Here is a 23528-nt window from a genome sequence, read left to right as displayed (position 1 = left end):
CCAAATATAGGCGCTTATATAGTGAAAAGCACTGGCATTTCTTTTTTACACTGCGCGCATCATTGCTCTAACAACAGACGTACGCGGCCCTGCCGCGATGAGGGATACAAAAATGCGCGTAATGGTCTTGGGTAGCGGCGTCATCGGTACCGCCAGTGCTTACTATCTGGCCCGTGCCGGGTTTGAAGTGGTGGTGGTCGACCGGCAGCCCGCTGCGGCCATGGAGACCAGTTTCGCCAACGCCGGCCAGGTCTCGCCGGGCTACGCCTCGCCGTGGGCCGCGCCGGGCGTGCCGCTGAAGGCGATCAAGTGGCTGCTGCAACGCCACGCCCCTCTCGCGATCAAGGCCACTGCCGACATCGACCAGTACCTGTGGATGGCGCAGATGCTCCGCAACTGCACCGCCAGCCGTTACGCGGTGAACAAGGAGCGCATGGTGCGTCTGTCCGAGTACAGCCGCGACTGCCTCGATGAATTGCGCGCCGAAACCGGCATCGCCTACGAAGGCCGCAGCCTCGGCACGACTCAGCTGTTCCGCACCCAGGCACAACTGGATAACGCTGCCAAAGACATTGCCGTGCTGAAAGAATCCGGCGTGCCGTTTGAAGTCCTCGACCGCGCCGGCATTGCCCGCGTTGAGCCAGCGCTGGCAGGTGTCACTGACATCCTCGCCGGTGCCCTGCGCCTGCCAAATGACCAGACCGGCGACTGCCAGATCTTCACCACCCGTCTCGCCGAAATGGCCGTGAAACTCGGCGTCGAATTCCGCTTCGGCCAGGACATTCAGAAACTCGACTTCGCCGGTGATCGCATCAACGGTGTGTGGATCGACGGCAAGCTGGAAACCGCTGACCGCTACGTACTGGCGCTCGGCAGCTACTCGCCGCAACTGCTCAAACCGCTGGGCATCAAGGCCCCGGTGTATCCGCTCAAGGGTTACTCGCTGACCGTGCCGATCACTAACCCGGCAATGGCCCCGACCTCGACCATTCTCGACGAGACCTACAAGGTCGCGATCACCCGTTTCGACAACCGCATCCGCGTCGGTGGCATGGCCGAGATCGCCGGTTTTGACCTGTCGCTGAACCCGCGCCGCCGCGAAACCCTGGAGATGATCGTCAACGACCTTTATCCTCAGGGCGGTAATCTGGCCGAGGCGAGTTTCTGGACCGGTCTGCGTCCGACCACCCCGGACGGCACGCCGATCGTCGGTGCCACACCATTCAAGAACCTGTTCCTCAACACCGGTCACGGCACGCTCGGTTGGACCATGGCGTGCGGTTCCGGTCGTTTGCTGGCCGACCTGATGGCGAAGAAAAAGCCACAGATCAGCGCCGAAGGCCTCGATATTTCCCGTTACGGCAACAAAATTCAGGAGTCCGCAAAACATGGCAATCCAGCGCCAGCTCACCAATGAGCGCATGAGTCAGATCGTCAGCCACAACGGCACCGTGTATCTGGCCGGGCAGGTCGGCGACGACTTCGACGCCGGGATTGAACAGCAGACTCGCGAAGTCCTTGCCAATATCGAGCGTTTGCTTGATCTGGCCGGCACTGACAAACAACACCTGCTGTCGGCGACGATTTACCTGAACGACATCGAGGCGCACTTTGCCGGGATGAACTCGGTGTGGGACCAGTGGCTGCCAAAAGGTGCTGCCCCGGCCCGTGCCACCGTCGAAGCGAAAATGGCCAAGCCGAGCATTCTGGTGGAGATCTCCATCGTCGCCGCGCTGCCGTAAGCCGTTGTAAAGATCCCTCTCCCGGCGCTGTTGGCGGTTCACGTCGTCAGTCGGCGCCGGTTTTTCTTCCCATGACCGCCTAGAAGTCTGCCGCCATGCGTCCTGCCCGTGCCCTGATCGACCTAGAAGCCCTGCGCCACAACTACCGAATTGCCCGCGAAGTCACCGGCGCCAAGGCGCTTGCGGTGATCAAGGCCGATGCCTACGGCCATGGCGCGGTGCGTTGCGCGCAGGCGCTGGAAGCCGAGGCCGACGGGTTTGCCGTTGCCTGCATCGAGGAGGCTTTGGAGCTGCGCGCCGCGGGCATTCGTGCGCCGGTGTTGCTGCTCGAAGGTTTCTTCGAGGCCGATGAGCTGGCGTTGATCGTCGAACATGATTTCTGGACGGTGGTGCATTCGCTGTGGCAGCTCGAAGCGATCGAGCAGGCAACACTGAGCAAACCGATTACCGTGTGGCTGAAGCTCGATTCCGGCATGCACCGCGTCGGTTTGCATCCAAAGGATTATCCGGCGGCTTACCAGCGTCTGCTGGCCAGCGGCAAAGTGGCAAAGATCGTCTTGATGAGCCATTTCGCCCGCGCCGATGAGTTGCACGCGCAGAGCAGCACCGAGCAGGTCGCGGTGTTTGAAGCGGCGCGTCAGGGTTTGGCCGCTGAAGTCAGCCTGCGCAACTCGCCGGCGGTGCTCGGTTGGCCGCAGATTCACAGCGACTGGGTGCGTCCGGGCATCATGCTTTACGGCGCCACGCCGTTCGAAGAAGCCAACGCCGTCGCCGATCGTTTGCAACCGGTGATGACCCTCGAATCGAAAGTCATCAGCGTGCGCGAACTACCGGCCGGTGAGCCTGTGGGTTATGGCGCCAAATTCATCACCGACAAGCCGATGCGCATCGGCGTGGTCGCCATGGGTTACGCCGACGGCTACCCGCGTCAGGCGCCGACCGGTACGCCGGTTTTGGTGGCGGGTAAACGCAGTCGCATTCTCGGTCGCGTGTCGATGGACATGCTCTGCATCGATCTCACCGATGTGCCGGAAGCAGGCGTCGGTTCGAGCGTCGAACTGTGGGGCAAAAACATCCTCGCCAGCGAAGTGGCGCAGTGGGCGGACACCATTCCGTACCAGATCTTCTGCAACCTGCGTCGAGTGCCAAGGCTCTATTCCGAGGGTTGACGCCACTGCGGGGGCCAAGTGTTGTAAATACTGAACGCTGTCGCCATGATAACGCTCAATATTCTTACAACATCAGGAGGCTCCCGCCTTGGACGTCGGTGAACGACTGCAATCGATCCGCAAGCTCAAAGGGCTTTCCCAGCGTGAACTCGCCAAACGCGCGGGCGTCACCAACAGCACCATTTCGATGATCGAAAAGAATAGCGTCAGCCCCTCGATCAGTTCGTTGAGGAAGGTGCTCGGCGGCATTCCCATGTCCATGGTCGAGTTCTTTTCCGAAGAAATCCTGCAGGAAGTCCCGACCCAGATCGTCTACAAGGCCAACGAGCTGATCGACATTTCCGACGGCGCCGTGACCATGAAACTGGTCGGCCGCGCGCACCCCAGCCGCGCCATCGCGTTCCTCAACGAAATTTACCCGCCGGGCGCCGATACTGGCGAAGAAATGCTCACCCATGAAGGCGAAGAAACCGGGATTCTGGTGGAAGGTCGTCTGGAACTGGTGGTGGGTCTGGAAACTTTTATTCTCGAAGCCGGCGACAGCTACTACTTTGAAAGTACCAAGCCGCATCGTTTCCGTAATCCGTTCGACGCACCTGCGCGACTAATCAGCGCAGCCACGCCGGCGAATTTCTAGATCAAGAGGCGCCAGGCCATTACGGCGAAGGCACCCGGACTGTTTTACCGATGCGCAACAAGACCCCTTTAAAAATGGGGTTGTTTCAGTGTGGCGGGCTACCCGCTATACTTGCGCCCGCCTGCGAACCGTGGCCGCAGGCGTGAATAGCCACCATTGAGGGTGAACGCGTGAATCTAATTATGAAAATGCTGGCTGCACCAGCAACCGTACTGGCCCTCTGGGCTGTCAGCGCTCAAGCTGCGACGAATGACGACATTGCCAAACGCCTCGAGCCTGTCGGCCAGGTGTGTGTTCAAGGGCAGGAATGCAAAGGGATGGAAGTTGCCGCTTCCGCAGGTGGTGGTGGCGGGGCGAAAACCCCGGACGAAGTGATTGCCAAACATTGCAACGCTTGCCACGGCACCGGTCTGTTGGGTGCGCCGAAAATTGGTGACGCGGCAGCCTGGAAAGAACGCGCCGATCACCAGGGCGGCCTCGACGGCATCCTGGCCAAGGCCATCACCGGTATCAACGCCATGCCGCCTAAAGGCACCTGTGCCGATTGCTCGGATGATGAGTTGAAGGGCGCGATCCAGAAGATGTCCGGCCTGAAATAAGCCGCGTCTCTGACCAAAAAAACCGTCTTCGGACGGTTTTTTTGTGCCTGCGATTCAAGAGCCCCTCACCCCAGCCCTCTCCCAGAGGGAGAGGGGGCCGACCGAGGTGTCTGACGCTCTACATCGACCTGAAAGACCTTAGCGATTATGGATTCAGCACATCACTTTCACGTCGGCGTATCTTCACAGCAACCCCCAATCAGTCCCCTCTACCTACGGGCGGTCCGACGTTTCGGGAGGGCTAGGGTGAGGGCAACAATTTCAAGTCGGAAAAACATTTCAAGAACAGCGCACACTCACTCTGAAGCTGTTCATTGCAGCAAACTCAAGGCAATCTCGGTCTACCCCTATTCACGGAACGGGCAGGAGGCTTCAGATGGTGCAGTTGTGTTCGATCGAACAGGCAGTGGACGACGTGCTGGCGCGCTTGCCGGCGCATATCCACATGGGCATGCCGCTGGGCCTGGGCAAACCCAATCACTTCGTCAACGCGCTGTACCGGCGGATCAAAGGCCTGCCCCAGCGGCAACTGACGGTCTACACCGCGCTGTGCCTCGGCCGCCCGGCGTTGGGCGATGGTTTGCAGAAGCGCTTCATCGAACCCTTCGTCGAGCGCGTCTTCGGTGACTATCCGGAATTCGATTTCCTCGCCGACCTGCACCGCGACAGCCTGCCCGCCAACATCCGCATCGAACAGTTCTTCATGCAACCCGGCAGCCTGCTCAACAGCGCGCCGGCCCAGCAGGATTACGTCAGCAGCAACTACAGCCACGCCGCCCGCGACATCAACGCCGCCGGGCTGAACCTGGTGGCGCAATTGCTCGCCAGCAGCAGCGAACACCCGGATCGCCTGAGTCTGAGCTGCAACCCGGACATCACCCTCGACCTGTTGCCGATGATCGCCAAGCGCCGCGACGCCGGGGAGACCATTTTGCTGGTGGGCCAGGTGCACACCGATCTGCCGTATATGCCCGGCGATGCCGAAGTCGACATCGACACCTTCGACCTGCTGATAGACGCGAAGGACAGCAGTACGCTGTTCTCCACGCCGAACATGCCGGTGGGGTTTCAGGACCACTTCATTGGTTTGCACGCGAGTACGCTGGTGCGCGACGGCGGCACATTGCAGATCGGCATCGGCTCGATGGGCGATGCGCTGACCGCTGCGTTGCTTGCTCGTCAGGCGGATAACGCCGGTTACAAGGCGTTGCTCGACGACATCAACCTCAGCCAATGGGCGCAATTGATCAACCGCGAGGGCGGCACCGGGCCATTCGCCAAAGGCCTTTACGGCTGCAGCGAAATGTTCGTCAACGGTCTGCTGGTGCTGGCAGATGCCGGGATCATCCGGCGCAAGGTCTACCCCGATGTGCTGACGCAGGAACAGGCCAACGCCGGCACCCTCGACGAGTCGGCGCAGACCGACGGCATCTCGGTGCACGGCGGCTTCTTCCTCGGTCCGCGCAGTTTCTACGAGCGCCTGCGTGAGTTACCGCAGAGCAAACGCCTTGAATTCAACATGACCCGCATCAGCTACATCAATGAGCTGTACGGGCAGGAAGAGCTCAAACGCTTGCAGCGACTGGATGCGCGATTCATCAACACCGTGTTCACCATGACGTTGCTGGGTGCAGGCGTGGCGGATCAGTTGGAGGATGGTCGGGTGCTCAGCGGTGTCGGCGGGCAGTACAACTTTGTTGCCCAGGGGCATGCGTTGCACGATGCCCGTTCGATTCTGATTCTGCGCAGTTGGCGTGAGTCCGGTGGTGACGTCAGTTCCAACATCGTCTGGGAGTACGGCCACTGCACGATCCCACGGCACCTGCGCGACATCGTCGTGACCGAATACGGCATCGCCGATCTGCGCGGTAAATCCGACGCGGTGGTGATCGAGTCGCTGCTGAACATCAGTGACTCCCGCTTCCAGCAAGGCTTGATCGAGCAAGCGCAAAAGGTCGGCAAGCTGCCAAAGGATTTCCGCCTCGACCCACGCTTCGCCGAGAACACACCACAGCGTTTGCAAGCGATCGCCGCACGGCATCCGAACCTGTTTCCGGAGTATCCGCTGGGCTGTGATTTCACCGCGATCGAACGGGATCTGCTGCGGGCGCTGAACTGGCTGAAGAGCAAATTCAAGCTGACCGAAATCCTCGAGCTCGGCAAAGCCGCCCTCGACGCCCCCGAGGCATCGCTATACCCCGAACACCTCGAGCGCATGCAACTCACAAACCCGGAAGGCCTGAAAGAAGACCTCTTCCAACGCCTGCTCCTCACCGGCCTGAAAGCCACCCCCCAATAACCCCCTGACCCAAAACAACTGTAGGAGTGAGCCTGCTCGCGATGGCGGTGTTTCAGCCGACGAATATACCGACTGACACTACGCTATCGCGAGCAGGCTCACTCCTACATATTAAGCGCATTCTAGCGAATGAGTTGGATGGACGCTCACGGATGGGCTAAGAAAATCTATGTGGTAGCCAGAGGAACCATCACCAATAGCTAAATGAACACCGCTGACTCCCTCGTTCATTTGGGAGTTGATTTTGTAATCGATTTTGTTCGAGATGGATTCGTTAACACCGATGGCAAATTCCGTAAGTTTCAGTCCGCGTTTGCCTGCAGCCAGATCCAGAAGCTTTATATGTTCTTCGTTATTTATTCTTAATGAGGTTATATTGTTTTCTTCTATTGTGAGCAAGGTCTCTTCGTTTGATATCCGATCGCTTAGCCATTTTAGAGATGTTTTTACACCGGCAGGTAATTCGGGGTTAGGCTTTCTGAGTACAGTCAGTATTCCGGAAATATTCAACGTGCCTGAGAATATAAAAGGGCAGGGCTCTAATGGGTTCATATGTGCGTAATGAACTTCAAAAAATTCTGCGACGGACTGTACGAAGTTTTCGGTCACATCTTCGCCAAGTAATGCATAAGGCTGTGCATGGGGAAGAATAGATACGGTTGCATTGGATTCGTTGCCAGATAACGAAAAGGTCCGGTGGGAGTTAAGCATATTCAATACAGCTCGCTGCGAGCAGAGCGATTGCTGAAAATCGCTGCCCATCAGAAGCCTTAGGCTGTATAGCGCGGCGGCTAAGGATGGCTCAAATACTTGGGTTGCGCAGAAGATGATTTTTTTGCGCTCTGTTTTTTTGGCGATCTCAAATGTCATTTTTGCAGCTTCGTTGCTGAAAGAAAAAACGATGCTGTTTTGTGGGAATGTCTCTAACTGAGCAATATTGGCCGTTGCGAAACCCAAGAACTCGCATTCTCTAAGGAATTCATTCGAGTCGGCGATAATCGAAAATTTTTCATGATTGAAGAGCGTCGACGCTATATTTGGCGGTGACATAAAACCCTCCTTATTCTGAAGTGCGCGGCATGGGCGGTTGCCGCGCGGTGCTTTCAATTAATCTTCAGTGTGCGCCCAAGCTAACGGTGCCCACCCGAAATTTTCCGGGCCAGAAGTGATTCGATTAAGATTTTCTTTTATGGTTTTTTCAGTTTGCATTTTATTTTCCTTTTTCTGATTTTGTTGTGAACCCCGATGTTGCATGGGGTGAGCGGATTAATGCATGAGTTTGTGATCGTGTTAAATAATTATTTTTGCTTTTTAAGAATCATTTCATCTGTCTTGTTTTGTGAGGTGTGTGGTTCGGTTATTTGAGTGGATTGCGTCTGTAGGCCTAATCTGAAAATTGTAAATTCAAGGTTTTTAAATTGTGGTGAGAGGTCTTGTCTGGTTAGGTTTTATTTATGGGTCTTGTTTTTTTGGGGTTCATGACAATCATAAATACAGGGGTACAAAGTGCATATATCAAAGAAATACCTGACAGATGTATCTGTCCATCAAGCCTTACTTCTGACTGACTTAACCGAAAAGAACCAACCCGACCACGCTGTCCGACTAATACTGAATGAAGTCCTTCAGGGACTCGAAGAAAAGGGCTGGCCCCGAGCCCAGTTGCAGGTTGGACCAAGGATCGTATCTGCCGAAGAAAACTACGGTTTGCTCGGTTACGACCCGGCAGAAATCACCCTCGGCAGTGAGCACACCCGTTGGGTCGATGAGCATTCGCTTTTGCGAACACAGACCACTAGCCAGATTCCTGCGGTGCTTCAGCAGGCCGCCGAGGTTCGTCAGCCGGGACAAACCATTTTGCTGGCAGCGCCGGGCATTACCTTCAGGCGTGATAGCCGAGATCGTTGGCATTGCGCCGAGCCGCATCAAATGGACATTTGGGTGTTGGGCGACCCGGAGTTGGCATCCCATGAGCATTTGCTGCGTCTTGTTGGCGATATTTTGCAGTTGGCCGTTCCTGAAAAATCCTGGGTTTATAGCGATAGTCCACATCACTACACCGAGGGCGGGATTGAAGTGAATGTGTTGAATGATGGCGTGCCGGTCGAGGTTCTTGAGTGCGGGCGTATCGCGAAGTCGCTATTGCAGCGTTTGCAGATTGATCCTCTGCGCCATGGCGGGCTGGCTTTAGGGATGGGGCTGGATCGCCTGACGATGTTGCGTAAAGGCATTCCTGATATTCGTTTGTTGCGTGATCAGAATGTGCGCGTGCAGGCGCAGATGCATGATCTGGATCCTTGGACTGCGGTATCTCGTATGCCGTCGATTGCCCGCGATATCTCGTTGGCGGTAACGCCGGGATTGAGTGAAGAGGTATTGACCGAGAGGATGTTGCAGGCGGCAGGGGATTGTTCTGGATGGATTGAGGAGATGCGAATCAAGGGGCGTTGGCAGCGTTCGGATTTACCGGCGCAAGCCATTGAGCGACTCGGAATGTTGCCGGGTCAGGAGAACGTGCTTTTGCATGTGGTGCTACGGGATTGTTCGCGCTCGATTACTACCGGCGAGGCGAATGCCTTGTACGCGGATATTCAAGCTGCGATGCATGAGGGAGTGCCGGGGGCAGGGTACAGAATGGATTTGTCGAAGGCTTGAGACTTACCTGTGGGAGCGGGCTTGCTCGCGAACGCGGTGTGTCAGTCAAAGAATGTATCGACTGACACGACGCGTTCGCGAGCAGGCTCACTCCTACAGGGGGACTGCGGTGCGGTTGGCTTATTCGATGAAGGTGACTACGCCACCTGTCAGCGATTTCACGCGGGCCAGCGATTCAACACGGTAGCCTTGCGAATCCAGTTCGGCGCGGCCGCCCTGGAACGACTTCTCGATGACGATGCCCAGACCGGCGACGGTCGCGCCGGCCTGTTTGATGATCGAGATCAGTGCTTGCGAGGCCTTACCGTTGGCCAGGAAGTCGTCGATGATCAGCACGCGGTCGCTGCTGGTCAGGTGACGCGGGGAGATGGCCACGGTGCTTTCGGTCTTTTTGGTGAACGAGTAAACGGTCGCCGACAGCAGGTTTTCAGTCAGGGTCAGGGACTGTTGCTTGCGGGCGAAGATCACCGGCACGCCGAGGTTCAGACCGGTCATGATCGCTGGGGCGATGCCCGAGGCTTCGATGGTGACGATCTTGGTGATGCCCGAATCCTTGAACAGCGAGGCGAATTCGTCGCCGATCAGCTTCATCAGGGCCGGGTCGATCTGGTGGTTCAGGAAGGCGTCGACCTTCAGGACCTGGTCGGAAAGCACAATGCCTTGTTCGCGGATTTTCTGGTGCAATGCTTCCATGAAGCTGTCCTCTTTTGGCGCTTTGTGCGCCGAAGGTCTAGTAAAAAAAGTGGTCAATTCTAGCGCTTTAACATCGCGCGTATATCAGCCAATGCGCTATTGCCGCGCACGGCTTTGACTTCGGTCGGTGTGTCGTCGTTGCCTTCCCAGGCCAGATCGTCCGGCGGCAGCTCATCGAGGAAGCGGCTCGGCGCGCAGTCAATGATCTCGCCGTACTGCTTGCGCTTGGCGGCGAAGGTGAAGGCCAGGGTCTGGCGCGCGCGGGTGATGCCCACGTAGGCCAGGCGGCGTTCTTCTTCGATGGTGTCGGCTTCGATGCTGGAACGGTGCGGGAGGATTTCCTCTTCCATGCCCATGATGAACACGTAGGGGAATTCCAGCCCCTTGGACGCATGCAGGGTCATCATCTGCACGCCTTCGGCGCCGTCCTCTTCTTCCTGCTGACGCTCGAGCATGTCACGCAGGACCAGCTTGCCGATGGCGTCCTCGACGGTCATTTCGCCTTCTTCGTCCTTCTCGAGGGTGTTTTTCAACGCCTCGATCAGGAACCAGACGTTGCTCATCCGGTAGTCGGCAGCCTTGTCGCTGGAGCTATTGGTGCGCAGCCAGTTCTCGTAGTCGATGTCCATGACCATGCTGCGCAGCGCCGAGATCGGATCCTCGCCGGCGCACTGTTCGCGGACCTTGTCCATAAAGCGCTTGAAGCGCCCCAGGCGATCGGTGAAGCGGCTGTCCAGATGCTCGCCGAGACCGATTTCGTCGGTGGCGGCGTACATCGAGATCTTGCGTTCGGTGGCGTAGTTGCCGAGTTTTTCCAGGGTGGTCGAGCCGATTTCCCGGCGCGGCACGTTGATCACCCGCAGGAAGGCGTTGTCATCGTCCGGGTTGACGATCAGGCGGAAGTAGGCCATCAGATCCTTCACTTCCTGGCGACCGAAGAAGCTGTTGCCGCCGCTCAAGCGGTACGGCACCTGGTGGTGCTGCAGCTTCAGTTCGATCAGCTTGGCCTGGTAGTTACCGCGATAGAGAATCGCGAAATCGCTGTACGGGCGGTCGGTGCGCAAGTGCAGGCTGAGGATTTCCATGGCCACGCGCTCGGCTTCGGCGTCCTCGTTGCGGCAGCGGATCACGCGGATCTCGTCGCCGTGGCCCATCTCGCTCCACAGCTGCTTTTCGAACTCGTGCGGGTTGTTCGAGATCAGCACGTTGGCGCAGCGCAGGATGCGGCTGGTGGAGCGGTAGTTCTGCTCGAGCATCACCACTTTCAGGGACGGATAGTCGTCCTTGAGCAGCATCAGGTTTTCCGGCCGCGCGCCGCGCCAGGCGTAGATCGACTGGTCGTCGTCGCCTACCACGGTGAACTGGTTGCGCTTGCCGATGAGCATTTTTACCAGCAGGTATTGGCTGGCGTTGGTGTCCTGATATTCGTCGACCAGCAGGTAGCGCACCTTGTTCTGCCACTTTTCGAGAATGTCGGCGTGTTCTTCGAAAAGCTTTACCGGCAGCAGGATCAGGTCGTCGAAGTCCACCGCGTTGAACGCTTTCAGCGTGCGCTGATAGTGGGTGTAGACGATGGCGGCAGTCTGTTCCTTGGGATTACGCGCGTTCTCCAGCGCCTGAGGCGGCAGGATCAGGTCGTTTTTCCAGGCACCGATCATGTTCTTGATCTCGTCGACGCCGTCGTCGCCCGCGTATTCCTTCTGCATGATGTCGGTCATCAGGGCTTTTACATCGGTCTCGTCAAAAATCGAGAAACCGGGCTTGTAGCCCAACCGCACGTGTTCCTTGCGGATGATGTTCAGACCGAGGTTGTGGAACGTGCAGACGGTCAGGCCGCGACCTTCGCCGGCGCGCAGCAGGGTGCCGACCCGCTCTTTCATCTCGCGCGCGGCCTTGTTGGTAAAGGTCATGGCGACGATGTACTGGGCGCGGATGCCGCAGTTCTGGATCAGGTGCGCGATTTTGCGCGTGATCACGCTGGTCTTGCCGGAGCCAGCACCGGCGAGCACCAATAGAGGGCCGCCGACGTAGTTCACGGCTTCTTGCTGCCGGGGATTGAGTCGGGACATACGAAAATTCGGGAGTCGTTGACGAAATGGGCCGGCATTTTAACAGGCTCAGCGATTTGTGCTGCTCTCTCCGACTTGTGACGTACCACGCGATTCAAATTTGCCGGTTTTGTTACTTTCGCGGAGGATGCGCGGTGATTTTGCGGCTAATGTTCTCATTCGTGACACAAAATAACGTTTTGATAACCGTTGTCATTTGGTCATTGAACGGCGCAACGGCATAATGCCCCGCCCACATCATTGCAGAGTCTAGGGAGCTAGCTTGTCTACGCCTGTCGAACCCTTGCGTTTGCTGCTATTGGCCGAAGAGCCAGCGTGGACAGCGTTATTGCGCGAGTGTCTGGCTCCGATGGGGAGCGCGGCGGTGCTGATCAGCGCGCCGAGCTGGGACTCGGTCAGCAGTTTGTTCGAAGACAACCGCCACGCGGTGTTGTTGACGATTCCGGCGTTGCAACCGGCACCGGGCCGTTGCAGCCTGCCGACGGTCTTGCTGCTGGAACACGAACCGGACACCGCACCGGTTGGCGTCAGCGACTGGCTGGTGTTCGATGCCCTCGACGCCGGCATGCTGCGCCGTTGCCTGCGCCATGTGCGCGAACGCGGCGTTCTCGAAAACACCCTGCAACGCCTCGCCGAACAGGATCCGTTGACCGGCATCGCCAATCGCCAGGGCTTCCAGACCTTGCTCGCCGCCCGTCTCGCCGAAAACGACGGACGCGGCCTGGCCCTCGGGCATCTTGACCTCGATAACTTCCGTCACGCCAACGATGCCCTCGGCCACCAGGCCGGCGACCGCTTGATCCTGCAAGTCGTCGCGCGGCTGAAAAGTCAGCTGGAGGCCGGTGATCAACTGGCGCGGCTGGGCAGCGACGAATTCGCTCTGTTGATAGACACCCGCCGTGCGCCGCAGCGCGCCGAGTGGATGGCTGAACGCATCACCGAAGCCCTTGCCGAACCTTACTGGGTTGATGGCGAAAGCCTGCTGATCGGCTCCAGCCTCGGCATCGCCCATGCCCGTGCGCAGGGCGGTGCCGATCCGTTGATGTGGCACGCGCACATCGCCATGCAGCAGGCCAAAAGTACCCAGGGCTGCACCTTTCATATCTTCAACGAACGTATCAACCGCAACGCGCGGAGCATGGCTGATCTGGAAAGCGAGCTGCGCCGGGCCTTGCGTCGCGATGAGCTGGAGCTGCATTACCAGCCACGCCTGAATCTTGCGGACGGCCAGATCGTCGGCCTCGAAGCGCTGGTGCGCTGGCGTCATGGCGAGCGCGGCTTGCTGCCACCGAGCGAATTCGTGCCGCTGGCTGAGCAGAGCGGGTTGATCGTGCCGCTGGGCTATTGGGTGATCTCGCGGGCCCTGCGTGACATGCAGGCGCTGCGCGAGCGCGGGTTGCCGGCGCTGCACATGGCCATCAACTTGTCATTTCGCCAGTTTCAGGACAGCCAGTTGTTGCCGACGCTCAGCCGCTTGATCGCCGAGCGCGGTGTTGAAGCGCAGTGGCTGGAATTCGAACTGACGGAAACGGCGGTGATGCGCCGCAGCGATCTGGTCAAGCAGACCATGGATGCGCTCGGCCGCCTCGGTGTGCGCTTCTCGCTGGACGACTTCGGCACCGGGTTCTCGTCGTTCGTGCACCTCAACAGCCTGCCGATCACTTTGCTGAAGATCGACAAGAGCTTCGTCGGCGGCATGGAGCAGCGCGAAGAGAACCGCAAACTGGTACACGCGATGATCAATCTTGCGCACAACCTGCATCTGGAAGTGGTCGCCGAAGGGGTCGAGACACCGGAGCAACTGGAACTGCTGCGCGGGTTTGGCTGCGATCAGGTGCAGGGGTATCTGATCAGCCGGCCGTTGCCGTTGGCGGAGTTGGTTGAATACCTGACGTTTGGCTCAAGCCAACAGGTTTCTGTGGAGGCTGTTTAAAAGATCGCAGCCTGCGGCAGCTCCTACACCGATTCATGTAGGAACTGCCGAAGGCTGCGATCTTTTGATCTTAATCCGCGCGAACAGCCTCGAACCTCGGTGACACAGGCTCCAGCCGAATCATCCGCTTCATCTTCCACTCGAACGCCAGCGTCAGACTCACCGCCGCACACGCCAGGCCCAGCGCCAACCCCCACCACACGCCCGTCGGCCCCCAGTTCAAGTGGAACGCCATCCACCACGCTGCCGGCGCACCAATCAGCCAATAGCAACCGAGCCCGACCAGAAATGTGGTTTTCGCATCCTTGAGCCCACGGATGCAGCCCATGGCAATCGTCTGTGTGCCATCGAACAACTCGAACCATGCCGCCACTGCCAGCAGGCTCACCGCCAAACGAATCACCTCGGCAAATGCCGGATCATTGTGATCGAGGAACAACCCCACCAACTGGTTCGGCAACAGCCAGAACACCATGGCGAAACCCAGCATCACCACCGCGCCAAAGACGATCCCGACCCGCCCGGACATCCGCGCATCGTTCAATTGCCCGGCGCCGTAATGCTGGCCGACGCGCATGGTGATCGCGTACGACATACCCGCCGGCACCATGAACGCCACCGAGACGATTTGCAGAGCAATCTGGTGTGCACCCAACTGCGTGCTGCCCATGGTGCCCATGCACAGCGCCGCGAAGGCGAACAAACCGACCTCCACCGCGTAGGTACCGCCAATTGGCAGGCCGAGGCGCCACAGCTCTTTCAGGTACTGCCGATTCGGCCGTGACAGGCCCGCGCGCAAAGGGTAAGCGTCATAAGCCGGATGCCGACGGATGTGCCAGGCCAATGCCAACGCCATGCAGTTGGCGACAATCGCCGTGACCAGGCCGATGCCCGTCAGGCCCATTTTCGGCAGACCGAACATTCCAGTGATCAGCGCATAGTTGAGCAGGAAGTTGGCCACGGTGCCGGCCAGGCTGATGACCATCACCGGCGTCGCTCGGCCAATTGCACTGGTGAAGCCGCGCAGGGCCATAAAGCTCAAATAGCCGGGCAGGGCGAAGGGCAGGGCGATGAGGAATTGCCCGGCGGCGTTGACGTTGGTTTCGGTCTGGCCGAACAGCAGCAACACCGGTTTCAGGTTCCACAGCAATAAGCCGGCGCCCAGCGCCATCAGCCACGCCAGCCACAACCCGGCCTGAGTCAGCCGTGCAGCGCCGATGATGTCGCCGGCACCCTTGCGAATCGCCACCAGGGTGCCGACGGCCGCAATCACGCCGATGCAGAAAATCGATACGAACGAATAGGTCGCCGCCCCCAGTCCGCCCCCGGCCAGCGCCTCGGGACTCAGGCGCGCCATCATCAGGGTGTCGGTCAGCACCATCAACATGTGCGCCAACTGTGAAGCAATCAGCGGCCCTGCCAGCCGCAGGATGGCCCAGAGTTCGGTACGCACAGGATGCTGCATGGTCATCACCACTCGATTTTCAGAGGGAACAAGAGAGCGTCGATTCTCGGCGCTTGGCAGGCTTAGCACAAAGGGATAAAAAGGATGGGTGGCATGAGTAAAACTCATCCTTGATTGAATTTGTCCATTTCGCTGGATCCCGCTGCAGGAGCCTTGTGCATGTCCCGTCGACTTCCTCCGTTGTATGCCCTGCGCGCATTCGAAGCTGCAGCACGGCACAGCTCTTTCACGCGTGCGGCCGAGGAGTTGTCGATCACCCAGAGTGCGGTGAGCCGGCATATTCGTACGCTCGAAGATCACTTTGCCTGCAAGCTGTTTCACCGCAGCGGTCGCCACTTGCAGTTGACCGAATCGGCCCGCCTGCTATTGCCGGGCATTCGCGAGGGCTTCACGGCGCTGGAGCGAGCCTGCAATACCTTGCGCGCCGAAGACGACATCCTGCGCATGAAAGCCCCATCGACCCTGACCATGCGCTGGCTGCTGGCGCGATTGAGTCGCTTCCGCCATTTACAGCCAGGCAACGAAGTGCAACTGACCAGCGCGTGGATGGACGTCGATTCGGTGGACTTCAACGATGAGCCTTTCGACTGCGCGGTGCTATTGAGTGACGGCCATTTTCCGCCGGACTGGGAAGCGAGTCTGTTGTTTCCCGAGGAGCTGATTCCGGTCGGCGCCGCGAATCTGCTGAACGATCAGCCGTGGGACGTGGCACGGCTGGCCAGCGCCGAGTTGCTGCACCCGACGCCGGATCGCCGCGACTGGCGCAGTTGGCTGGAATGCATGGGGCTGTCCGATCAGGTGTCGCTAAAGGGGGGGCAGGTGTTCGATACCCTCGAACTGGGCATGATCGCGGCGGCACGCGGTTACGGGGTGTCGATGGGCGATCTGTTGATGGTCGCCGAAGATGTCGCGCAAGGACGGCTGAGCCTGCCGTGGCCGACCGCCGTCGCCAGCGGACTGAATTATTACCTGGTGTGGCCAAAAACCCGTCCGGGAGGTGAACGTTTGCGCCGCCTCAGCGACTTCCTGCAAGGCGAAGTCCGCGCCATGGAACTTCCGGCTGTAACACGCTTGAGCTGAAACGTTCGAGCCGCCACAATGCCGGCCTTGTGCCATAACCCTGCTGCTCGCTCAAGTATTCCGCTTTACCGCCGAATACGTGCATGTGGAACCGTCGTGCCGGTATCCACGATTCACCCCCACTATTAAAAATTATCCGAGCTGCGATCAAGGAGGATCGGAAAGTTCGGCCAGGAGCTGTCATGTCTCAACCTCGCGCTCGGATCGCCTCACAGTTAGGCCTCGCCCTCGCCGTGATACTGGCGATAGTTATCAGTGGCAGTACGGTGTTCGCCCTGCGTTCGCTGGATTCCGCCAACCTCGCCACCCGTGAAGAGCATCTGGCCAGTGAGGCGCGGCTGTTGGCCGACCAACTGAGCACCTTTCACGGCACGCTGCGTGAAAGCACCCAACGCCTGAGCGGGTTGTTCGAAAAGCGCTTCAGCGCGGGTTTGAGCATTCACCCGAGTGAACCGGTGGCCGTGGCAGGCACCCAGACCCCGGGCCTGCACCTGGGCAGCGAAGTGCTGAACAACAACTTCAAGGAAGTCGACGAGTTCAAGCAAATGACTGCCGGCGTCGCCACGTTGTTTGTGCGCAGCGGCGAAGACTTCGTGCGCGTCAGCACCTCGCTGACCAAACAGGACGGCACTCGCGCCATCGGCACCTTGCTCGATCACGCGCACCCGGCCTACGCGAAGCTGATGGCAGGACAAAGCTACGTCGGTCGCGCCTTGTTGTTCGAACGCTCCTACATGACCCAATACACCCCGGTGCGCGATGGCAGCGGCAAGGTGATTGCGGTGCTGTTCGTGGGTTTCGATTACACCGACGCGCAGAACGCCCAGTTCGACAACCTCAAGCGCTTCCGCATCGGCCAGACCGGTTCGCTGGCGTTGCTTGATGAACAGAACAAATGGCTGGTTGCGCCGGCGGGTGTGCAGGCGGTGGATCAGGCGATTCCAGTGATCAATGGTCTGGCCAAGACGCCGGGCAAAGGTCAGTTCTGGGACGACAAGTCCGAGGATTTCTACAGCGTTGCCGTGCCTTTCGACGGCGGGCCGTGGTCGGTCGTGGCGAGCATGCCGAAAGCCGAGATCCGCGCGGTGACCTGGAGCGTCGGTACGCAACTGGCCATTGGCAGCTTGCTGGCGATGTTGCTGGCGGTCGGTTCGGTGGTCTGGCTGCTGCGCAGCAAACTGGCGCCACTGAGCGATCTGGTACGTCAGGCCGAAGCCTTGGGCGCTGGCGATCTGAGCGTGCGCCTGAACGTGTCGAGCAATGACGAGATCGGCCAGTTGTCGCGCGCGTTCAACCAGATGAGTCAGGCTTTATCGACCATGGTCGAGCACATCCGTCGCGCCTCGCAAGAAGTTAACAGCCGTGCGCAGGCGTTGTCCGGTTTGTCCGGCGGTGCGTACGAAGGCATGGAACAGCAGTCCGGCGAAATCACCAGCATGGCCGGTGCGGTGGAAGAGTTCAGCGCTACGTCGTTGAACATTGCCGACAACATGGGCGCGACCCAGCGTCTGGCCCAGGAAAATGCTCAGCAAACGCAGATTGGCCGCAGCTCGATGGAAGAAGCGTCGTCCTCGCTTGAGCAAATCGCTGGCGCTCTGAACAGTACCGCGACCGTGATCAACACTCTCGGTCAGCGCTCCCAGGAAATCGGCGGCATCGTCGGCGTGATTACTTCGATTGCCGAACAAACCAACTTGCTGGCGCTCAACGCCGCTATTGAAGCCGCCCGTGCCGGCGAACAAGGTCGCGGCTTTGCCGTGGTAGCGGATGAAGTGCGCAGCCTGGCCTCGCGCACTCGTCAGGCCACGGATGAAATTTCCAGCATGATCCACAGCATCCAGCAGGAAACCGGCAACGCGATCAGCACCATGGAACAGGGCAATGTGCTGATGCAGGAAGGTCTGTCGCGTAACGCCAATGTCGCCTCGGCGTTGGCGCGCATCGATGAGCAGAGCCGTTCGGCGGGTCAGCAGTTTGCCGCGATTACCACAGCGACTCAGGAGCAGAGCAGCACAGCGACCTTGCTGAGCAGCAACCTGCAAAGCATTGCCATGGCTAACAGTGAGCAGCGCGAAGTGGTGTCGAATCTGGCCGTGACCGCCAAGGAGCTGGAAAGCCTGGCGGCCGAACTGCGTCAGGAGGTTGACCGGTTCCGTTAAGGCGCCGGTGCCTTATTGATACACCGAGAGGTCTTCACTGGAGTCGACCTCTCCCCATTCGCCGGTGTAGGCGACCGCTTCAATCGGCACACGACCGGCATCGATAACGCGTTGCAGGGTGTTGGTCATGTGCATGCTGTCGCGTTGCTGCGGCGACAGTTCGGCGCGCAGCCGCACGACTTCCGACCAGCCTTCGGGAGTGAAACGCAAAAGCCCCATGTACTGCCCCTGAACATCGTCCACCGATTGCGGCTTGTTGCCGATTTCGGCCAGCGTGTGCGCGGCGGTCAGGCGAAAGGTTTCGGCATCCAGCAACGGGTCGCCGAAGCGTTCGGTCCACAGCTGCAACCAGTTGGGGTCGTAGGTGACGGCCAGCGTTGCGTCGCTGTTGATCAACGACTGTACGGCCACAGGGCTGTAGAAAATATCCGAATAACTGACGATGCACGGCTCGCCCTGAAGCCAGGACTCGGCGCAGGCCAGTGACGAAACCATGTTGGTCTCGGCCCAGCGCGGGTTGTGAAACTCGCTCAAACCACGCTCTGCCAGCAGCTCGCGCTTGTAGCCGGTGACCACCGCGATGTCGCTGATACCCGCTGCACGCAACGACTCCAGCTGCCATTCCAGCAGCGGTTTACCGCGCAATTCGACCAGACATTTTGGACGTTCATCAGTGAGGCTTTTCATGCGACTGCCACGTCCGGCAGCCAGAATAATGGCTTTCACAACAGGTCTATCCCGTGAGTTCTTCAGTGGATTCGGCTTCGCCAAACAGTTGCTGCAGACGCTGAAGGTCGTGCGCTGCGAAATCGCTCTCGCGCTCCGGGTGCCACATCCAGCCCTGCCACGGTAGTTGAAGGTGGCGGATCGCTTCGATTTCGCCGTCCTCGCTGCGCGCCAGCACTTCGAACCCGGGCGGGCAATCGGCGAGGGCGAGGGTGTGATAGCTGTTGACCTCGGCGGCGATCTGCCCGGACAACTGATGCCGGGTGCGTACATGGCCGGTGACCGGTTTCAACGAGATACCGAACCCGTGCGCCAGCATCTGCATACCCCGGCAAATTCCCACCAGCGGCAGATGGCGCGCACGGGCGTGTTCCAGCAGTCTGCTTTCAGTCAGATCACGGGCCGGGCACTGACCGATGTCATTGCCACCCGACAGCATGATCGCTTGCGGGTTAACCGCTGCCAGCCAGCGATCGAGGTCATCCGGGGTTTGCCAACGGTTGGGGACCGGCACGGGGATAAAGCCTGCCGCCAGCACAAACGCGATCAGGCGCTGATCCAGCGCATCACGGCTTTCGCCGCGCTCAGGGTGGGTGTCGACACGCTGACTGATCACGACCACTTTCATGACATCAACTCCACACGGCGACCCGGGCAATCGAGGTGAAGAATATCCGCTGTCGACCAACGCCGGTAGAGTACTTCGCCCGCGCCAATGACCGCCGGCAGGCCAAGCTCACCGGCACGGATCGCCATGTGCGAATTGGCGCCGCCCCACGCGGTGATCAGCCCGGCAATCGGGTAGGCGAACAGCCAGTCAAACCCCGGATCGGCATTGGGAATACAGACGATCGCCCCAGCGAGCTTTTCCCTGTCATCACACAGCACCACCGGCGCGGTCACGCGTTTTTGCGTGATGAAGTTGGGCGCCGTTTCCGGCCACTCGAAACACCAGACATCTTCCGGGCAGGTGATCACCGGCGGTAGCGACACCTTCAGCGTTTCGGCGTAACGCGCCTTGCCCTGTTCGATGCTGCGCATCAGCACTTCCTTCGGATCTGCTGCGGCTACATGCAGTTCCTGGAAGGCGCTGATGTCGCAATAGGCCAGATCCTCGCGATCAATGCCGTACTGCGCACCGACCTGGGCGATCAGGGCCAAGGCATCGGAAAGGTTACGCGTGAAGTGAAACTTGGCCAGCTCGCGCAGCTCGATGCCGTTCTGCAGGAAGTCCAGCAGCCCCACCGGATCAGGCTGCAGGCCATGGGCTTCGAGCTGTTTGACGATTTCGCGCATCTGCGGCAGCGTCAGGGAAAACGGTCGCAGCGGTTCCGGCGCGGCGGGGCTTTGCGTCCAGTCGAAATACAGCTCTGGCGCCTCGTCGTAACGCGGCGAGAGGATGTCGTAAGTGCCCGGTCGCAAATGCCCGTAACGGGCGAGGAAGGTGGTTTTGTCGAGGGTGGCGCGGTCACGCGCCAACTGCCCGCTGACCGTGGAAACCCCGGCCATGAACGCATCGTAATCCGCCTGCGAAAACACGCCGACGTTGACCAGCGATCGAAGCATCTGCACGGCAACAAACCCGGCGCGGGCCAGGCCGGCGAAGGGCAGGGTGCCGTAACGCTTGGCATCCTCAAGCAGCCAGTAGATGCGTTCGAGCGGATCGGCATTGGAGGCCAGCAGCTCTTCGCGACGAGCGTTGAGCACCTCGAGCTTGTTGGCATCGCTGCGCCACAAACCGTCCTTGGGGTGCACGATGCGGTTGGTCAGCTTGCGCAGGCTGGTGCTGATGGCGTCCAGTTCATGCTCAAGAAAACCGGCACTGCGCAAACGCTCCAGTTGCTGCGACAAATCGAGGGTGTAGCAGGAGAAAACGATCTCGAACTCTACCTTGTCGTGCAGCGTCGGTTCCGCGAGCAAGCGATCGATGTAGTAGTCGACCAAACGCCCCGCCAGTCCTTCATCAAGATCGGCCGGGATAAACGAGTTGAACGACAGACGCACGTCGATATACGGCAGACCGAAAAAGTGCGGCATCAGCGGGAAGCTGCGCAAGTTACGGTAGCCATAGTTATGACGCTGGTAGGCCCAGATCGAGTCAGTGACCAGATCCCGATACAGCGAAAGCGCCAGCGGTTTGGGCCGGATGCCGATGATCTCGGCCGGGTTCCAGTCGGGCATCACGCCGTACACCGTGCGCTGACCGATCAGAAATGGGTGCGGGCGCATGCCCCGTTCGACTTTGTTCTGAATGCTTTGCAGGCGAGCGAACTGAGTGGCCGCAGACTCAGGCACCGTCGGCAGAATCAGTGGCCGGGCTTGCAGCAGCCAGAGTGTCTCGCCTTCAGCATCGCGGGTGACCGCGAACTCGCAGTCGATCGGCCGATCACCAAACAGGCTGAGCAATTCCTCGAGCAAGGCCACCACCGGTGCGAGCGACGCGGGCGCTGCCACTTCACTGTGCGCCGCCTGCTGCCAGAGCCGTCCACCCATGCCGCCAGTGACTGCGGCGGTGTCATCGCCCTCCGACCAATTCACCACGCGATACGGTGCGCAGGTGTTGGGGTCGTGGGAGAAGGCTACGCCGGAGCGCGCCACATTGCCGAGCATTGGCTGAATCAGAATCTCGTCGGTCAGGTACACGTCGCCGTAACTGGCAATGACCTGTTCGATCGCCGAGACCAGTCCAGCCTCATCGACATTCGGCACCGACAGGAAGGCGCCGGCGAACGACGCCTGCGCACTGTCCTCGCGCCCGCAACTGGAGCGTACGATCCACGGAGCGGCTGGCAGCCGACGCTGGATGTTCTCAACGCAGGCGCGCTGATCCAGTTGCCAGTCCGCCACAGTGAACGCCAGCAACGGCGCAATGTGCGCCGAGGCGAGTCGCCCTTGCAGGCTGGTCAGGGTGCCGGCCTTGGTTGAGAAATGCAGGGCCATCAGCGGTTATCTCAGTTGAGCAACCCAGATGTTGGTCGAGTAAGGGATCTGGATCGACGGCGTCTGCAGGCTTTTCAGGTAGTCGTCGATGGCGGCGATCACTTCATGGAAGCTGGCGCCAGCCTGACGTTCCAGCGTGGCGTGCGAGCGCCAGGCTTCGAGGCATTCTTCGATCGACTGCTGGTGAATCACGCGGGCATCCAGATGCACGACCGGGCCGAACAATTCGCTGGCATCGATCACGGCGGTCTGGTCTTCGCGACGGGTGCCGTAGCCATAACCGGCCACGCGCTCTTTGATGATCGCTTCGATGCGCGCCTGGATCGGATCTTCCAGGTTGCGGTGGTTCCACATGCAGGCGAACCAGCCGCGCGGCTTGAGAATGCGCGCGGTTTCCTTGAGGGCCTGCTGACGGTCGCAGACGTTGAAGGAGCTGCCGAACGTGACCATGTCGAACGCTTGCGCCGACTGGCCGGTGGCTTCACCGGTGCCTTCGTGCCATTTGACGTTTTGCAGTTCTGCGGTGCGCTTGATGCCATTGCCGCGCATCGCATCGTTGGGTTCTACCGCTGTGACATCAAGGCCGCGGGCGGCCAGCATCAGCGTCAAGTGCGCAACACCCGCGCCGACGTCGCAGAACTTGTCGCCTTGCTCGGCACCGGCAATCGACAGCATGGCGTCGATGGCCGCGTCGGCGTAGTCAGGGCGCTTCAAATAGGCATCGGCCAGGGTGGTGTAGTCCCATTCGGTTTTCATAGTCAGTTCCTTCGAAGAATTTTAGGGAGCAAATCATCGGCCAGGCGTTGGCTGGAGCGTTCGCGATCGAACTCAACCAGGCAGTCGGCGGCCAGCGGTTCATCAATGGCCAGGTCGAGCCCGGCAACGTTGTGCAGTTCGCCTGCATCGAAACGGCGATAGATGTCCTTGGGGTCGCGGCGACGCAACTCCTCGACGGGCACCTTCAGATAAATCTCGAAATATTTGGGCAGTTGGGCGCGGTTCCACTCGTGAACCTCGCGAAACAGCGAAATCGTGGCGATCACCACGGTTTGTCCCTGTGCTGCGATCATTTTGCACAGACGAGCGTATTGCAGAGCGAGGGCCAGGCGACCTTCGCGGCCATGGTTCTGTGAGTTGGCAGTGGCTGCGCCGAACACTTCGCGCAATTCATCGCCATCGAGCATGACCACCGATCGTCCTTCCGCACGGAGTCTGGCAACCAATTCACCGGCCAGCGTTGATTTGCCCGCTCCTGAAAGGCCCGTAATCCAGATTACCTGTCCACCCGCATCACATTTCATAGTGTTCTGACTTGTGTTCGATTCGAGTGTATCGGCAGGCTGTTTCCTCGCATGAGGTCAG

At 59.5% G+C, this 23528-nt stretch carries 19 protein-coding genes; 10 read left to right on the top strand and 9 right to left on the bottom strand.

Going from position 1 to position 23528, the window contains the following annotated elements; genetic code table 11:
• The first annotated feature begins 112 nt into the window (after window positions 1-112).
• From dadA to M5G26_RS20340, 6 genes are all read left to right on the top strand, one after another.
• The gene (gene dadA, locus M5G26_RS20365) at window positions 113-1417 is read left to right on the top strand and encodes a D-amino acid dehydrogenase (RefSeq protein ID WP_150694257.1); all 1305 of its coding nucleotides are present in this window, start codon (window positions 113-115) and stop codon (window positions 1415-1417) included.
• Complete coding sequence (locus M5G26_RS20360) at window positions 1389-1742, top strand: RidA family protein (protein WP_042561737.1); 354 nt, start codon at window positions 1389-1391, stop codon at window positions 1740-1742. The genes dadA and M5G26_RS20360 overlap by 29 nt, the downstream gene beginning before the upstream one ends.
• Before the next feature lie 95 nt (window positions 1743-1837).
• On the top strand, window positions 1838-2911 hold the full coding sequence (gene alr / locus M5G26_RS20355) for an alanine racemase (RefSeq protein ID WP_273916314.1): 1074 nt from the start codon (window positions 1838-1840) through the stop codon (window positions 2909-2911).
• An 88-nt stretch (window positions 2912-2999) separates the two neighbouring features.
• A complete protein-coding gene (locus M5G26_RS20350; RefSeq protein WP_007920393.1) occupies window positions 3000-3548 on the top strand; it encodes a cupin domain-containing protein in 549 nt (182 codons plus the stop codon).
• 182 nt (window positions 3549-3730) lie between these two features.
• Window positions 3731-4147 (top strand): c-type cytochrome, encoded by a 417-nt coding sequence (locus tag M5G26_RS20345; protein ID WP_085606091.1) that lies wholly within the window; start codon window positions 3731-3733, stop codon window positions 4145-4147.
• Window positions 4148-4523: 376 nt separating this feature from the next.
• The gene (locus tag M5G26_RS20340) at window positions 4524-6446 is read left to right on the top strand and encodes an acetyl-CoA hydrolase/transferase C-terminal domain-containing protein (protein ID WP_273916313.1); all 1923 of its coding nucleotides are present in this window, start codon (window positions 4524-4526) and stop codon (window positions 6444-6446) included.
• 111 nt (window positions 6447-6557) lie between these two features.
• Here M5G26_RS20340 and M5G26_RS20335 read toward each other — a convergent pair whose 3' ends face one another.
• Window positions 6558-7496, bottom strand: coding sequence for a hypothetical protein (locus tag M5G26_RS20335; RefSeq protein ID WP_273916312.1), 939 nt, complete (start codon window positions 7494-7496; stop codon window positions 6558-6560).
• A gap of 456 nt (window positions 7497-7952) precedes the next feature.
• Between M5G26_RS20335 and srmL the strand changes: the two genes are divergently transcribed.
• Window positions 7953-9101: a PheS-related mystery ligase SrmL gene (srmL, locus tag M5G26_RS20330; RefSeq protein ID WP_273916311.1), complete on the top strand. Its 1149-nt coding sequence runs from the start codon at window positions 7953-7955 to the stop codon at window positions 9099-9101.
• A 120-nt stretch (window positions 9102-9221) separates the two neighbouring features.
• Here the strand turns inward: srmL and M5G26_RS20325 are convergent, their stop codons facing one another.
• Window positions 9222-9794, bottom strand: coding sequence for a xanthine phosphoribosyltransferase (locus M5G26_RS20325; RefSeq protein ID WP_102901445.1), 573 nt, complete (start codon window positions 9792-9794; stop codon window positions 9222-9224).
• 59 nt (window positions 9795-9853) lie between these two features.
• Window positions 9854-11863, bottom strand: a complete 2010-nt coding sequence (gene rep, locus M5G26_RS20320) for a DNA helicase Rep (protein ID WP_034152040.1) — start codon at window positions 11861-11863, stop codon at window positions 9854-9856.
• Between the two features lie 262 nt (window positions 11864-12125).
• Between rep and M5G26_RS20315 the strand changes: the two genes are divergently transcribed.
• The gene (locus tag M5G26_RS20315) at window positions 12126-13796 is read left to right on the top strand and encodes a putative bifunctional diguanylate cyclase/phosphodiesterase (protein WP_150694254.1); all 1671 of its coding nucleotides are present in this window, start codon (window positions 12126-12128) and stop codon (window positions 13794-13796) included.
• 70 nt (window positions 13797-13866) lie between these two features.
• Here M5G26_RS20315 and M5G26_RS20310 read toward each other — a convergent pair whose 3' ends face one another.
• Entirely contained in the window at window positions 13867-15261 is a 1395-nt protein-coding gene (locus M5G26_RS20310) for a NorM family multidrug efflux MATE transporter (RefSeq protein WP_038359621.1), read from the bottom strand.
• Window positions 15262-15420: 159 nt separating this feature from the next.
• Here M5G26_RS20310 and M5G26_RS20305 point away from each other — a divergent pair, with 159 nt between their 5' ends.
• Together M5G26_RS20305 and M5G26_RS20300 are read left to right on the top strand one after the other, a co-directional pair.
• The gene (locus tag M5G26_RS20305) at window positions 15421-16341 is read left to right on the top strand and encodes a LysR substrate-binding domain-containing protein (RefSeq protein WP_134175944.1); all 921 of its coding nucleotides are present in this window, start codon (window positions 15421-15423) and stop codon (window positions 16339-16341) included.
• A 182-nt stretch (window positions 16342-16523) separates the two neighbouring features.
• A complete protein-coding gene (locus M5G26_RS20300) occupies window positions 16524-18500 on the top strand; it encodes a methyl-accepting chemotaxis protein (protein ID WP_273916310.1) in 1977 nt (658 codons plus the stop codon).
• Window positions 18501-18512: 12 nt separating this feature from the next.
• Here M5G26_RS20300 and M5G26_RS20295 read toward each other — a convergent pair whose 3' ends face one another.
• From M5G26_RS20295 to M5G26_RS20275, 5 genes are read right to left on the bottom strand one after another with little or no spacing between them, the layout of a single operon-like run.
• A complete protein-coding gene (locus M5G26_RS20295; protein ID WP_273916309.1) occupies window positions 18513-19226 on the bottom strand; it encodes a phosphocholine cytidylyltransferase family protein in 714 nt (237 codons plus the stop codon).
• 7 nt (window positions 19227-19233) lie between these two features.
• Entirely contained in the window at window positions 19234-19854 is a 621-nt protein-coding gene (locus tag M5G26_RS20290; protein WP_273916308.1) for a gamma-glutamyl-gamma-aminobutyrate hydrolase family protein, read from the bottom strand.
• A complete protein-coding gene (locus tag M5G26_RS20285; protein ID WP_273916307.1) occupies window positions 19851-22166 on the bottom strand; it encodes a PEP-utilizing enzyme in 2316 nt (771 codons plus the stop codon). The genes M5G26_RS20290 and M5G26_RS20285 overlap by 4 nt, the downstream gene beginning before the upstream one ends.
• Window positions 22167-22172: 6 nt before the next feature.
• Entirely contained in the window at window positions 22173-22922 is a 750-nt protein-coding gene (locus M5G26_RS20280; protein ID WP_273916306.1) for a class I SAM-dependent methyltransferase, read from the bottom strand.
• Window positions 22923-22924: 2 nt separating this feature from the next.
• Entirely contained in the window at window positions 22925-23467 is a 543-nt protein-coding gene (locus tag M5G26_RS20275) for an adenylyl-sulfate kinase (RefSeq protein WP_273916305.1), read from the bottom strand.
• Window positions 23468-23528 lie beyond the last annotated feature (61 nt).

This window comes from Pseudomonas sp. TNT2022 ID642 (assembly GCF_028656995.1).
Lineage (GTDB): Bacteria > Pseudomonadota > Gammaproteobacteria > Pseudomonadales > Pseudomonadaceae > Aquipseudomonas.
This window is presented reverse-complemented; position numbering and strand designations above follow the sequence as displayed.